The organism is Actinoallomurus bryophytorum (assembly GCF_006716425.1).
GTDB lineage: Bacteria > Actinomycetota > Actinomycetes > Streptosporangiales > Streptosporangiaceae > Actinoallomurus > Actinoallomurus bryophytorum.
Genome location: NZ_VFOZ01000001.1, coordinates 3,180,906 through 3,194,310, shown reverse-complemented (window position 1 = coordinate 3,194,310; position 13,405 = coordinate 3,180,906). Strand labels below are relative to the sequence as shown.

Sequence of the window (13,405 nt, the reverse complement as noted above, 5' to 3'; positions counted from 1 at the left end):
TCCGCCCATCCTGCGTCGCCGGGGCGCTCGCAGGTCAGGGCTGGACGAGGACCTTGAGGGCGGCGCGGTCGGCCATGGCCTGGTAGCCGGCCGGGACGTCGTCCAGGGAGACGGTGCGGTCGAAGACCTTGCCGGGCTGGAGCGTGCCGTCGAGGATCTCGGGCATGAGCTCCTCGATGTAGGCGCGGGCCGGCGCGCCACCACCGGTGATGGTGATGTTCCGCCGGAACTCGGGGAACCCGGCGGGGATCTGCTGGTACTGCGGGGCTCCGACCCGGCTGACGACACCACCGTCCCGTACGACCGCGAGGGCCGTCCGCATCGCGGACTCCAGGCCGACGCATTCCAGGACGGTACGGGTGCCGTCGCCGCCCGTCAGCTCCTTCACCCGCTCGATGCCCTCCTCGCCGCGCTCGGGCACGATGTCGGTGGCGCCGAACTCCCGGCCGAGATCGGTGCGGTCCTTGTGGCGTCCCATGAGGATGATCTGTTCGGCGCCGAGGCGCCTGGCCGCCAGCACCGCCGACAGGCCTACGGCGCCGTCGCCGATCACGGTGACGGTGGTGCGGGGGCCGACGCCCGCGGTGACGGCGCAGTGGTGGCCGGTCGGGTAGACGTCCGACAGGGTCAGCAACGACGGCAGCAACGCCGAGTCCTCACCGACCGGGAGTTTGACCAGGGTGCCGTCGGCATGCGGGACCCGTACGGCCTCGCCCTGGCCACCGTCGACGTCCTGCGTGCCCCAGCCTCCGCCGTGGCGGCAGGACGTTTGCAGGCCCTCGACGCAGAAGTCGCAGATGCCGTCCGACCATACGAACGGGGCGACGACGACGTCCCCAGCCCTCAGCCCGGACACCTCCCTGCCGGTCTCCTCGACGACGCCGAGGAACTCATGGCCGATCCGCCGGCCGTGCTCCGAAACGGGAGCCGAGCCGTAGGGCCACAGATCCGAGCCGCAGATGCAGGAACGCAGCACCCGTACCAGGGCGTCGGTCGGTTGCCGCAGCACCGGGTCGGGCACGTTCTCCACCCGGATGTCACCGGCGCCGTATATCAAGGTCGCTCGCATCGAGCATCTCCGATCATCTGCTGAGTCGTTTCAGGACTGAGACCCACCCTGCCGTCCGCGCCCATTCGGTGACAGACCGGGGCGTTCCGGGGTGTGACAGGGCCCCTCACGGCCCGGCGAGCACACCGGACACGGTGTAACACTGGGGCCATGGCACGCGAGCAGAACGCGGGCGGCGGAACCGAGCTCGGGCGGTTTCTGCGGGCCCGCCGCGAAGAGGTCACTCCGGCCGAGGTCGGCATCACCATCGGCCCTGGCCTGCGACGCACTCCCGGCCTGCGCCGCGAGGAACTCGCCACCCTCGCCGGAGTCAGCGTCGATTACTACACTCGCCTCGAACGCGGCCGCGAAACCCGTCCCAGCCCCGCCGTCGTCGACGCTCTCGCCCGCGCCCTGCGCCTGGGCCAGACCGAGCACGAGTACCTGCTCGACCTGGCCGTCCGTGCCGCCCGCCATCTTCCCGAGCCGCCGGCCGCCCCGAGCCGCACCGTCAAACCGGGCGTGAAACTGCTCCTCGAGGGCATGCGCCCGCACCCCGCCATGGTCCTCAGCCGCACCATGGACATCCTCGCCGTCAACCCCGCCGGGCTACGCCTCTACACCGGCCTTGAGGACTGGCCCGCCAAACACCGCAACCTGGCCCGCTACGTCTTCCTTCACCCGGCCGCCCGCACGTTGTTCGACAACGCCTGGAACAGCCAGGTCCGTGGATGCGTCGCACGGCTGCGGGCCCTCGCCGGCACCGATCCCGACGCCCCCGATCTGGCCGCCCTCGCCGGCGAGCTCCTCCTCAAGAGCCCGGAGTTCGCCAAACTCTGGGAACGCTATGACGTCCGCGCCCACACCTTCGGCACCAAGACCTTCCACCACCCCGACGTCGGGCACCTCACCCTCGGCTACCAGGGCATGCAACTCGACGGCACCCCCGGCCACCGGCTCAGCGCCTACTACGCCGAGCCCGGCACCCCGGACCACGACGCCATGATCCTTCTCGACCTCACCGCCCCCGCGCAGCAGCCCGCGTCCGAACGACTGTGACGCGTCTACCGGCGGGCGCCGACGATCGCTCAGGTGAGATCCAGGTGCTTGCGGGCGAAGTCGATCGTCGCGGCCATCTGCCGGATCCGCTCCTCCACCACGAGGGAGCCGTGGCCGGCGTCGTAGCGGTAGACCTCGTGCTCCTTGCCCAGCTCGCGCAGGCGCTCCAAGTAGTTGTCGATCTGCCGGATCGGGCAGCGGGGATCGTTCTCGCCCGCCATGACCAGCACGGGTGTGGTGACCTGGTCGACGTAGGTGATCGGGGACGAGGCCTCGTAGCGCTCCGGGACGTCGGCGGGCGACCCGCCGAACAGGGACCGGTCGAACGCCTGTAGCGCTTCCATCTCGTCCTCGTACGCCGCGACGTAGTCGGCCACCGGCACGATCCCGATCGCCACGGACCAGTCGCCCGGCTGCGTGCCGATGCCGAGCAGCGTGATGAAACCGCCCCACGACCCACCGGTCAGGACCAGCCGTGACGGGTCGGCGAGGCCGGAGGAGACCGCCCAGTCGCGTACGGCCTTGATGTCCTCCAGCTCCACCAGACCCGGACGGCCCTCGATGGCGTCACGCCACTCGCTGCCGTAGCCGCTGGAGCCCCGGTAGTTGACCCGGACGACCGCGAACCCGTGGTCGACCCACGCGGCGGCGTCCGGTGAGAAGGAGTCGTCGTCGTAGGCCGCGGGCCCGCCGTGGACGTCGAAGACGGCCGGGAACGGGCCGGCACCCTCCGGCTTGGCCACCAGGGCGTGCACGTCGCCGCCGGGACCGGTCACCCAGGCGTCCTCCACCGCCACCGACTTCGGTGCCGCCTCGCCCGGCGGGGTCAGCACCACCGCGCCCGACGTGGAACGGATCACCGGCGGCGAGGCCGAGGAGGACCAGGAGAACTCCACCGTGCCGTCCGGGCGCGCGGTGGCCGAGCCGATGACGCCGCGTGGCGTGTCGATCCGCTCCAGCGAGCCGGTCGCCAGGTCGTAGCGGTACAGCTCGTCGCGTGCGTGGTGGGAGTGCGAGACGAGCAGCGCGGAGGCGTCGGGGTACCAGTCGGCGCCGACCTCGCCCGGCAGGTCCAGGGCGATCTCGCGTACGTCGCCACTGACCGGGTCCCAGATGAGCGGCTCACCACGGCCGCGACGCTCGTGCTCGACCAGCAGCCGCTGGTCGCCGGCGACCGGGGAGAACGCGATCGCGCCCAGGCCCTTGCCCGGCCCGTCCCACAGGTCGGCCACGGTGGAGCCGTCGGGGCGCAGGATGCGGAGCGCCATGTGCCGGCTGTCGCCGTGCTCGCTGTGGTTGATCGCCACCAGCGACTCGTCCTCGGACAGGTCGATGATGTAGGCGTCCTCGTCGTGGGAGTACAGCACGCGCGGCTCGGCGTCCGTGGCACACCAGTGGACGGTCGAGCCGCTCTCGGTGGTGCGGCCGATCACGGCGAGGCCGCTGGAGCCCACCGCCAGGCCGGACGGGTAGGCAGCGTCCAGGGCGGGAGCGGCGTCGGCGCCTCCGCCGAACGGCTCGCGCCGCCACACGCCGAACTCGTCGCCGTCGGTGTCGGCGAACCACCAGATCCACTCACCGGTCGGGTCGACACCGGCCATCCAGGTGCCGTTCGGCCGGTCGGTGACCTGGCGTCTGACGTCGGTCTCGCGGTCCCAGGCGTAGATCTCCCAGGTGCCCGTGGCGTTCGAGCGGTAGACACTGCGGTGCGGTGCGTCATGGGCCCAGCCCGGCAGGCTCACCCGTGCCGCGCGGAACCGTGCCTTCCAGAGTTCCTCATCGACCATGGGCCAAGCATGTCAGTCCGTGGACTGACCCGCGGGCAGGGACCTCATACGGAGCATGGTCGTCTTGGTCCCGAAGCCCCAGTCGAGGATCTTCGCGGCGTCCTTGAACCTGCGGTTCGTGTCCGTGGTCGTGCTGTTCAGCTCCACGCCGATGAGCGTGCGCCCGTTCTTGGTGGCGGTGAAGACCAGGGAGTACCCGGCGGCGTTCGTGTGGCCCGTCTTGATGCCGACCGCCCCGCCGTAGGAGCCCAGCAGGAGGTTCGTGTTGGCCCAGCTGTACGCGGCGTGGCCGCTGGTCTTGGCCAGGGAGTAGGACTGGCGCTTCACGATCGCCTGGAAGTTCGTGCTGGTCATGGCGTACCGGGCGAGCAGGACCAGGTCGCGCGGGGTGGAGTGGCCCTCCGCCTTGGAGGAGGTGGGCAGCCCGTCGACGTTCAGGTAGTGCGTGGAGGTCATCTTGAGCGCGGCGGCCTCCTTGTTCATCTTCGCGACGAACTTGGTCTGGCCCGGCCCGTAGATGTCGCCCAGGGCGTACGCGGCGTCGCAGCCCGACGGCAGCAGCATGGCGTTCAGCAGGTCACGTACGGTTACCTTGTCGCCGGTCTTGAGGCCGGCACTGCTCGCGTCGTTGTTGGTCACGTGGGCGACCCAGGACTTCTTGACGGTGACCGTCTGGTCCAGGTCGCCCGCGCGGAGCACGATGACCGCGGTCATCATCTTGGTGATGCTGCCGATCGGCCGCTGCGTGGTCGTCGCCACGCCCCACAGTTTCTTGGCGGTGTCCGCGTCGTACAGGTACGTGCCCTTTGCGGCGATTCCGGATGGCGCCGAGGCGGCCTTGGAGATCGACGCGGTCGCCGGGCCGGCGGGTGTCGTACGCGCCGCTAGCCTCGTCTGAGCGGGGCCTGCGGCGCTCGCGGCGACCGGGATGGCACCCAGCAGGCCCGCGACGGCTCCGGCGGCGATCAGACGAGCGCTGAGTCGCATGAGTTCTCCAGTTATTCGGGGGGAATATCAGTGCATGCTGACAGGCCGCCCATTTCCCGGCAACCTGGCGCGCCGGGCACATGCCGGACCCGGACAGCGCGCCCGCGTGCGGCCTCGCGGCGAACCACGAGCTCATTGCGGCGTGCGGCCATTGAGGGTTCTGGACCGGCCCGGCTTCCGGTGGCTTACCGTTGAGGGGTGGCGTCGCAGTCCTCGACCGAGTCAGTTCCCCGGCAGGCCGGTGAAGGCACGGAGGAGGTCACACACGGTTACCCTCCGCCTGCCCGGCCGGTGGGTTCGACCGTTGTGGCCTACTGCGGTGCGGTGATGACCGTACGCGGAGAGTCCTCCGCCTCACCCCCGCCCGACACCTGCGCGGAGTGTGCGGCGATCTGGAAGCGCCGCCGCCGCCGTTCCCGCTGACCGGCCTGTCGGGGGTGCACGGCATGCTGGGGGCATGGACTCCGAACTCACAATCATGGCCGTGCATGCTCATCCTGACGACGAGGTACTGGGCACGGGCGGGATCTTCGCGCGCTACGCCGAGGAGGGGATTCGCACCGTCCTGGTCACCTGTACGAACGGCGAGCAGGGTGACGGGCCGGACGGGGTGAAGCCGGGCGAGCCCGGCCACGACGAGACGGCGGTACGCGAGCGGCGCCTCGCCGAGCTGCGCGACTCCGTCGCCCACCTGGGCATCGAGCATGTCGAGCTGCTCGGGTACCGCGACTCCGGGATGGCCGGCTGGGACGCCAACGGCCGCGACGACGTCTTCGCCAACGTCCGCGTCGAGGAGGCGGCCGCGCGCCTCGGCGTACTCATGGAGAAATACCGTCCGCAGGTCGTGGTCACCTATGACGAGAACGGCGCGTACGGCCACCCGGACCACATCCAGGCGCACCGCATCGCGGTCGCGGCGTCACAGAACCTGCATGACAAGCGCGGCATTCCGAAAAAGTTCTACTACACCGCGGTCTCACGGTCGCAGTTCCGCGAGCTGATGGAGCGGCTGCGCGAGGCCGGGCAGGAGTTCGGCGAGGGGGAAATGCCGCCGGAGGACTTCGGCACCCCGGATGAGCTGATCACGACGGTCGTGGACGTCACGCCCTACGCCGAGCGCAAGAGCAAGGCCCTCGAGGCGCACGCCAGCCAGGGCGACAGCATCTCCTTCCTGCGAATGTCGGACGAAATCCAGCGGATGGTGTTCGGCTCGGAGTCCTTCGTACGCGTGCGGAGCGACGTCGCGGTCCCGGACGAGGAGGACGATCTGTTCGCCGGCCTGCGCTGACGCGCCGCCCTTCCCCCCGATGGTGGAGCCAGCACCACCATCGCGGGTGTGTCAGCCCCCCGGACCACTCGGGTGCCGCCCGGATGGGATCGCCAGGCCAAAGTTCCTAGCGTCATCAGCAGCTCATTTATCAAGGAGAAGCTGATGAAACCCAACATCGCCGCCAGGCTCGGCGGCTGGAGTGCGCGGCACAGAAAGACCGCGATACTCGGCTGGCTGATGTTCGTCGTGGCCGCCGTTCTGATCGGCGGCATGGTCGGCCAGAAACAGCTGACCGACGGCGAGGAGGGCACCGGCGACTCCGGACGCGCCGAGCGCATCGTCTCCGACGCGGGCATCAAGAGCCCGGCCTCGGAGATGGTGCTCGTGCACAGCGCGGCCGTCAACGGCTTCCGCGCCGCCCTGCCGGACGTCACCCAGGCCGTACGCTCCACCGGGCAGGCGACGGGGATCCGCGAGCCGATCGTCTCCCGTGACGGCCACGACGCGTTGATCCAGTTCGACATGAGCGGAGATCCGGACACGGCGGCGGACCGGGTCACCCCGGTCGTGAACGCGGTGTCCGCGGTCAAGCCTAAGCATCCTGAGGTGCGCATCGAGGAGTTCGGTGACGCCAGCGGCGAGCACTGGTTCGACCAGACGATGGGCAAGGACTTCTCGCGCGCCGAGATGACCGCCGTGCCGCTGGCCCTGGGCATCCTGCTCGTCGCCTTCGCAGCGCTGCTCGCCGCGGTGGTCCCCGTCTTCATCGCGTTGACAGCCTTCCTCGCCGCCAACGGCCTGCTCGCGGTCGTCAGTCATGGCCTGCACATGGACAGCGCGGCCAACTCGGTGATGCTGCTCATGGGTCTGGCGGTCGGCGTCGACTACTGCCTGTTCTACCTGCGCCGTGAGAGGGAGGAACGCGCCGCGGGCCATGACAAGGAGACCGCCCTGCGGATCGCCGCGGCGACCTCCGGCCGTTCGGTGCTGGTGTCCGGATTGACCGTGATGGTGGCCATGGCGGGCATGTTCCTGTCCGGCATGCTGCTGTTCAAGGGTTTCGCGGTTGCCACGATCCTCGTCGTGATGATCGCCGTCATCGGCTCGGTGACCGTGCTGCCCGCCCTGCTGTCGCTGCTCGGCGACAAGGTGGAGTTCGGCCGCATCCCGTTCCTGCGCCGCAAGCGCTCGACGGGCCGGTTCTGGGACCGAATCCTCCGCCCGGTGCTCCGCCACCCGGGCATCTCCGCGACGATCGCCGCCGGCGCCCTCATCGTGCTGGCCGCGCCCGCGCTCGGCATGCACACCGAAAAGCTCAGCATCGAGCAGCAGCTTCCTCGCGACGTCCCGCTGATCCAGTCCTACGAGCACATCGCCAAGGCGTTCCCCGGCGGCCCCGACCCGGCGCGGGTCGTGGTCAAGGCGGCCGACATCAAGGCGCCCGCCGTCCAGTCGGCGATCACGTCCTTCGAGTCCTCGGCGCGTACGAGCGGTGAGTTCGGCCAGACCCACGCCGCGGTCTATCCGGGACCTGACGTGGCCGTGATCAGCGTGCCGCTGACCGGCAGCGGGTCGGACGCCACCTCCCAGCACGCCCTGAAGACGCTGCGCGGCACGCTCGTGCCGGACGCGTTCGGCAAGGTCGCCGAGGCGCACGTCTCCGGCAGCCTCGCCTTCTCCAACGACTGGAACGACCAGCTCGGCAGCAGCATCGTGCCGGTCTTCCTGTTCGTGCTCGGCATCACGTTCCTGCTGATGCTGTTCTCGTTCCGCTCGGTGCCCATCGCCCTGACCGCGATCGCGCTGAACCTGCTGTCGGTCGGCGCCGCGTACGGCGTGATGGTGGCGATGTTCCAGCACGGCTGGGGCGCGAGCCTGGTCGCCACTCACGGTGTGGGCGCGATCGAGGCCTGGCTGCCGCTGTTCGTCTTCGTGGTGCTGTTCGGCCTGTCGATGGACTACCACGTGTTCGTCGTGTCCCGCATTCGCGAGGCGCACGACCGCGGCGTCCCGACCACGGAGGCGGTCGCCTCGGGCATCCGCTCGACCGCGGGCGCGGTGACGAGCGCGGCGGCGATCATGGTCGCGGTCTTCGCCATCTTCGGCACGCTGTCGATGCAGGACTTCAAGCAGATGGGCGTCGGCCTGTCGGTCGCGATCCTGCTGGACGCCACGATCGTCCGCGCCGTACTGCTCCCGTCGGTGATGACGCTGCTGGGCGACCGCAACTGGTACCTCCCGCGCTGGCTGGGCTGGCTGCCGAAGGTCTCCCACGGCGAGGAGGCGGCGCTGCCCCGCCCGGTGAGTGCGCCGGAGCCCACCTACATCCCCGCCGAACGCTGACCTGAGGGCCGAAGGCCCGTCCGTCCCATCGGGGGCCGGGCGGGCCTTCGCCTTTCGCCGGTCAGTACGGCTCACGGAAGTACAGGTCGGCCGTACGGCGCGGTGTCTCGTGACCGTACGCGGCGGCGGGCCGTTCGCCCGGGTCGGCGTGCTGGGCGCGCAGGCGTCCGATGGCCTTCAGGACGTCCTCCCGGTTGCCCGCGGCCTTGATCCAGGCCGGCAGGCGGCCGAGCATGCCCATCGGCCTGACGTGCTCGCGCAGGGTCGCCGCCACGTGCGCCTCCAGGGCGTCGAGGTGGCGCTCGTTGTACGCCCACAGGACCTCACCGCGGCACGGGGTCTGTAGCCACAGCGGCAGGCCGAAGAACGGGTCGTCCGGGCCGCCCAGCCGCACGCCGACCAGGGCGTTGCCCTCGCGCGCGGCGGTCCAGTCGCGGGTCGCTCCGCAGGCGCCGCAGGTCAGGCGCCGGGGACGGAAGCGCGACTCGCTGTAATACCGCAGCTCGGGCAGGCCCGGCCGGGGGACGCTCACCGCCCGGGACTCGCATTTCGGGCACACGACGTACATGGGGTCCGTGTAGAGCTCCAGCGGACGGCCCCGGTCGAGGTGCCGCCCGCCCGTTTCGTCCGTGTCGGCCATGAGGAGATCGTCCGGCATCGCGGCCCGGTCCGGCCAGCGGTTTCAGTCCTCGAACCGTACGGGGAAGTCCTCCCGCTCGGGTTCGGCGAAGACCAGGAACTACGCGCGCCCCTCGAAGCGTGACGGCCGGCCGGGCGGTGCGAAGGGCATCTCGATGACGGCGTCGTCCGCGAGCAGGTCGAAGTCGTGACCAGTCGACCTCTCGATGGCGATGCCGTAAGGCCGCTCCAGCAGCAGATCGCCGCGCTACTGCACCGATCGCAGGAGGCCGGCGCCGTACGCGAGGACGTACGGCTCGACGAGGTGATGGCACTGCTGGGCGCCACGTGTCAGGGCGCACTGCAGGGCGGCTGGGATCACGACCTGCGCGAACGCACCCTCGCGATCGTGTTCACCGGGCTGCGCCCGCGCTGACCGCGACCACGAACGCCATGGCGGCGGCCAGCGGAGCGGCCGAGGCGCGCCCGCTCACCGCGGCGACCAGGCCGACGATGCCGGGTACGGCCGGTTGGGCGATTCCCCAGGACAGGCCGAGGAACGCGAACCAGCGCGGCCGGTCGGCTGGCGGCGCCAGATCCGCGGCCAGCGCCGGCCAGTGGCCCAGGAGGGCGCTGCCCGCCATCGCCCAGGCCAGGTAGGCGGCCACGGTCAACGGGACGTCCCGTGCGAGGCCCATCGCCAGGGCGAGGGCGCAGGTGAGCAGGAGCATCGCCCGCGGGTGGCCGGACAGCGGCCGCCGGGCGGCGGGAGCCAGGAGCGCGGCGGTGGCGAGCGTGAGGCCGGGGAGCCACGCGGGGGCGCCGCGCTGGAGCAGCACGAACGGCATGAACATCAGGATGGCCAGGTAACCGACGGCGTACGCCGTGGCCGCGCCGGTCAGGCGGATCAGAAGGGTCGGAGGCCGCCAGCGGCCCTTCCTCCGCACCGGAGCCTCCTGCGGCGGCAGGAACGCCTGGGCGACGACCGCGGCGGCCAGGCAGGTGGCGGCGTCGGCGACCAGCAGCCAGCGGACCCCGAACGGCAGCAGAACGGCGGCCAGCAGACCCGAGACCGCGCCGGCGGCGGTGAGTGACGCGCCGAGCAGGGCGTACGCGTCGCGTCGTCGGTCGCCCTCGGTCGCACGGGCGAGGATCTCGCTCGTGGCCGGCTCGTACAGCTCGAAGGCCAGGCCCGTCGCGGCGATCGCGGCGAGAATCTGCCAGGGAGTACGGGCGGCGGCGAGCGCGAGCAACGCGAGGCCGGTCGCGGTCAGGCCCCCGACGACGAGCGTTGGTGGCCGCAGACGGTCCAGGAGCACGCCGCCCGCCCAGCGCGAGGCCAGCGCCGCGACCCCGAACACCGTCAGCGCCGCCGTGACCAGGTGCGGGCCGGCCACCACCGCCAGGAACGCCAGCGCGAACGCGCCGACCTCGTTGAGCACCCGGACCCAGAGCAGCGCCTTCATCTGACGATTACCGAGGGTGCATGTCCGATCACGTTACATAATGCCTTCCATGAACAAGCCCATCAGCCCCTCGCTCCGGACCCTCGGTGCGGCGATCCGGCGGCACCGGGAGGCTGCCGGGATGACTCAGGAGTACCTCGCCGGACTGGTCAACTACAGCAACGGATGGCTCAGCAATCTGGAGAACGCCATCCTCTGCCCGCAGAAGCAGACGGTGATCGAGCTGGAAAAGGTGCTCGGCCTCCCGGAGAAGGTCCTCCTCGACATCTTCGACCTGATCAAGTACGAGGAGCCACACCCCGTCCTCTCCTTCGAGCGCTTCACCGACGCGGAGAACCGGGCGACCATGATCCGTGAGTACGACGCGCTCGTCGTGCCCGGCCTGCTGCAGACCCCGGACTACGCGCGTGCCCTGATCGCGGCGGGCCGCCCGAGCGCGCGGCCGGAGGTCATCGAGAGCCTCCTCGCCGGCCGGATCGCGCGCCAGGAGATCCTCGTGCGCGACGACCCGCCAACCCTGTGGCTGGTCATCGACGAGACCGCGCTCTTACGCCCGGTCGGCGGGTCCGAGGTACACCGAGGGCAACTCGACGCCCTATTGGAGGCGGCCCAGCGTCCGGGCATCACCGTTCAGGTCATCCCGCTGTCGACCGGTGCACATGCGGGGCTGACATGCGGTTTCACCATTCTGAGCTTTCTTGATGAGCCGGACGTCGCCTACACCGAAGACCACGAGAGGGGGCACTTCCAGGAAAGGCCGGAACTCGTCCACAACTGGTTCGCCGCCTACCAGGCGCTGCATTTGGTGACCGAGACCGCTGCGGCATCCTTGGAAGTGATCCGGCGAACTCGGGAGCAGGCATGAACACCTACGACGGGTGGCGCAAGAGCAGCCGCTCCGGCAGCAACGGCGGCCAGTGCGTCGAGCTGAGCCTCACGTGGCGTAAGAGCCCTCACTCCGGCAGCAACGGCGGCGAATGCGTCGAGGTCACCGTCACCAAGTAGCTTCTGGGGCAGCCCATCGGCATCGCCAATGTGATCCTGTTCGGTCTGATCTTCGTGGACGGCGGCCTGTACGCCGACGCGGGCCTGCAGGCGGTCTACGTCGTGCTCCAGGCGTGGGGCTGGTGGCAGTGGCTGTACGGCGGCCGGGGCCGTACCGAGCTGGTCATCCAGCGCACCTCCCGTACCGAGTGGTTCGGGCTGGCCGTGGCGCCTACAAGCACCTCTACCTGACGAGCGGGCTCTACGTCCTGTTCCTGGCATTGTGCGTGGCCGGGCTGGTCGCCTGGCGGCGCGCGTGGGCAGCGCCGCAGGCCGCGACGTCCGTACCGGCGGCGACGTGAGCCACGGCCTGGTCGTTGGCAAGTTCTACCCGCCGCACGCCGGCCATCATCACCTGATCGACACCGCCGCGGCGGCGTGCGAGCGGCTGACCGTCGTGGTCGCCGTCTCGCCTCTGGAGAGCATCCCGATCGTGCTGCGCGCCGCTTGGCTGCGCGAACGCCACTCGCAGCCGCACGTCGAGATCGTCGCGGTGGTCGACGACATCCCGGTCGACTACGACTCCGACACCACCTGGGCGGCGCACGTCGCGGTGTTCCGGGCGGCCGCGGGAGGCCCGGTCGACGTGGTGTTCAACTCCGAGGAGTACGGCCCGGAGCTCGCCGGCCGGCTGGACGCCGTTCATGTGCCGGGTGACCCGGCGCGCGAGCGCTTCCCCGTCAGCGGCACCGCCGTATGCGCGGACCCGGTGGCCCGCTGGGAGTGGCTGTCCCCGGCCGTACGCGCGCACCTGGCCCGGCGGGTGGTCGTGGTCGGCGCGGAGTCCTCGGGCACCACGACGCTCGCCCGCGCCCTCGCGAGCCACTACGCGATGTCGGCACGGTTCGCCGAGGAGCTGGAGCGACGCCGCCTGCCGCACGTCGTCGTCACCGGCCCGCACGCCGAACGCCTGTACGAGGCCACCGAGGCGATCGACGCCCTCATCGCGGCGGGCTGGACCTTCACCTACCCGCGTTAGCGCGGCAGGCGGCGAGGCGGCGTTCCGGCGAGGGGTGGGTGAGCAGGGACCGTACCGGGGTGCGGGGCACTCGCTGGGCCAGCGCGAAGGCGCGTTCGGCCGGTGCGAGGCCGACCCAGTGCAGGGCCAGCCGGTCGCAGTCCAGCTCGCCCGACCGGTTGACCACGGCGAGGGCCAGGACGACCGCGACCGAGCCCGGGATCAGCGCGGGCGGCCAGACCTCGCCGAGGCCGTACAGGCAGACGAGCGTGGTCATGAAGGCGGCCGGCCGCCGGAAGCCGTCGTAACGGGCCAGGTGAGCGGCCTCATGCGCGAGGAGGAACCGCGCGGCCTCCGGCACCGAGGGAAGACGTTCGTGCACCAGGAGGACGGCGCGGCCCCCGGCACGGAAGCAGCGGCTGAAACCGCCGACCTGGCCGACGCGCACCGTCACCTCACGCACTCCGCTCGGGCCGGCCGCCCGGAGTATCGCCGTGGTGACGGCCGGAGCCGTGACGGTCCGGTACCTGTCGTCGGCCAGCAGACCGGCCAGCCGCACCCGGCGGACGACCGGCAGCACCGCGAACAGGACGAGCTGGGCGAGCGGCTCGACGAACAGGGCGCCGGTGGACCGCCCGGCTGCCACGACGGCCGTCACGACGGCGACCGACACGGCGAACGAACCCCAGCACCAGGCGAGCCGGCGTCCACGGCCGGGCATCCGGTACGGCGCGGCCGTGATGCCGAGCGCGTCCAGGCCTTCGCCGGTGAGCATCCGCGCAGCGTAGCCGGTCGGGACGCGGTCTTCGGCGAGAGATCCACGCG

General features: G+C 71.0%; 14 protein-coding genes. 8 read left to right on the top strand and 6 right to left on the bottom strand.

Features of this window, described 5'->3' with window-relative positions; all coding sequences use genetic code 11:
* Positions 1–34: 34 nt before the first annotated feature.
* Positions 35–1,069, bottom strand: coding sequence for a zinc-binding dehydrogenase (locus FB559_RS14790; RefSeq protein WP_141956154.1), 1,035 nt, complete (start codon positions 1,067–1,069; stop codon positions 35–37).
* A 150-nt stretch (positions 1,070–1,219) separates the two neighbouring features.
* On the opposite strand from FB559_RS14790, the gene FB559_RS14785 reads away from it, so the two are divergent.
* Positions 1,220–2,107, top strand: a complete 888-nt coding sequence (locus tag FB559_RS14785) for a helix-turn-helix transcriptional regulator (protein WP_141956153.1) — start codon at positions 1,220–1,222, stop codon at positions 2,105–2,107.
* Positions 2,108–2,136: 29 nt separating this feature from the next.
* Here FB559_RS14785 and FB559_RS14780 read toward each other — a convergent pair whose 3' ends face one another.
* Both FB559_RS14780 and FB559_RS14775 read right to left on the bottom strand, forming a co-directional pair.
* Positions 2,137–3,894, bottom strand: coding sequence for a prolyl oligopeptidase family serine peptidase (locus FB559_RS14780; RefSeq protein ID WP_141956152.1), 1,758 nt, complete (start codon positions 3,892–3,894; stop codon positions 2,137–2,139).
* 12 nt (positions 3,895–3,906) lie between these two features.
* Complete coding sequence (locus FB559_RS14775; RefSeq protein ID WP_141956151.1) at positions 3,907–4,881, bottom strand: D-alanyl-D-alanine carboxypeptidase family protein; 975 nt, start codon at positions 4,879–4,881, stop codon at positions 3,907–3,909.
* 478 nt (positions 4,882–5,359) lie between these two features.
* Here FB559_RS14775 and FB559_RS14770 point away from each other — a divergent pair, with 478 nt between their 5' ends.
* Positions 5,360–6,169, top strand: a complete 810-nt coding sequence (locus FB559_RS14770) for a PIG-L family deacetylase (protein WP_246122468.1) — start codon at positions 5,360–5,362, stop codon at positions 6,167–6,169.
* A gap of 144 nt (positions 6,170–6,313) precedes the next feature.
* Positions 6,314–8,494 (top strand): MMPL family transporter, encoded by a 2,181-nt coding sequence (locus FB559_RS14765; protein WP_141956149.1) that lies wholly within the window; start codon positions 6,314–6,316, stop codon positions 8,492–8,494.
* A 61-nt stretch (positions 8,495–8,555) separates the two neighbouring features.
* Here the strand turns inward: FB559_RS14765 and FB559_RS44635 are convergent, their stop codons facing one another.
* Complete coding sequence (locus FB559_RS44635) at positions 8,556–9,134, bottom strand: hypothetical protein (RefSeq protein WP_221640029.1); 579 nt, start codon at positions 9,132–9,134, stop codon at positions 8,556–8,558.
* A 186-nt stretch (positions 9,135–9,320) separates the two neighbouring features.
* Here FB559_RS44635 and FB559_RS14750 point away from each other — a divergent pair, with 186 nt between their 5' ends.
* Complete coding sequence (locus FB559_RS14750) at positions 9,321–9,548, top strand: SbtR family transcriptional regulator (RefSeq protein ID WP_141956148.1); 228 nt, start codon at positions 9,321–9,323, stop codon at positions 9,546–9,548.
* On the opposite strand, the gene FB559_RS14745 is transcribed toward FB559_RS14750, so the two are convergent.
* Positions 9,526–10,578, bottom strand: a complete 1,053-nt coding sequence (locus FB559_RS14745; protein ID WP_141956147.1) for an MFS transporter — start codon at positions 10,576–10,578, stop codon at positions 9,526–9,528. The genes FB559_RS14750 and FB559_RS14745 overlap by 23 nt on opposite strands.
* Positions 10,579–10,627: 49 nt before the next feature.
* Here FB559_RS14745 and FB559_RS14740 point away from each other — a divergent pair, with 49 nt between their 5' ends.
* The 4 genes from FB559_RS14740 to FB559_RS14725 all read left to right on the top strand — a co-directional run bounded on the left by FB559_RS14740 (position 10,628) and on the right by FB559_RS14725 (position 12,601).
* Entirely contained in the window at positions 10,628–11,443 is an 816-nt protein-coding gene (locus FB559_RS14740; RefSeq protein WP_185792211.1) for a helix-turn-helix domain-containing protein, read from the top strand.
* Complete coding sequence (locus FB559_RS14735) at positions 11,440–11,583, top strand: DUF397 domain-containing protein (protein WP_141956145.1); 144 nt, start codon at positions 11,440–11,442, stop codon at positions 11,581–11,583. Before FB559_RS14740 ends, FB559_RS14735 begins: the two co-directional genes overlap by 4 nt.
* A 30-nt stretch (positions 11,584–11,613) precedes the next feature.
* Positions 11,614–11,814 carry a nicotinamide mononucleotide transporter gene (locus FB559_RS44630; RefSeq protein ID WP_221640028.1) on the top strand — a complete coding sequence of 67 codons (201 nt, stop codon included), beginning with the start codon at positions 11,614–11,616 and terminating at the stop codon, positions 11,812–11,814.
* A gap of 64 nt (positions 11,815–11,878) precedes the next feature.
* Positions 11,879–12,601, top strand: coding sequence for an adenylyltransferase/cytidyltransferase family protein (locus FB559_RS14725; RefSeq protein ID WP_246121602.1), 723 nt, complete (start codon positions 11,879–11,881; stop codon positions 12,599–12,601).
* Here FB559_RS14725 and FB559_RS14720 read toward each other — a convergent pair.
* Positions 12,585–13,355 carry a M48 family metalloprotease gene (locus FB559_RS14720; protein WP_141956144.1) on the bottom strand — a complete coding sequence of 257 codons (771 nt, stop codon included), beginning with the start codon at positions 13,353–13,355 and terminating at the stop codon, positions 12,585–12,587. The two genes, FB559_RS14725 and FB559_RS14720, sit on opposite strands and share 17 nt — an antisense overlap.
* Between the last annotated feature and the right edge of the window lie 50 nt (positions 13,356–13,405).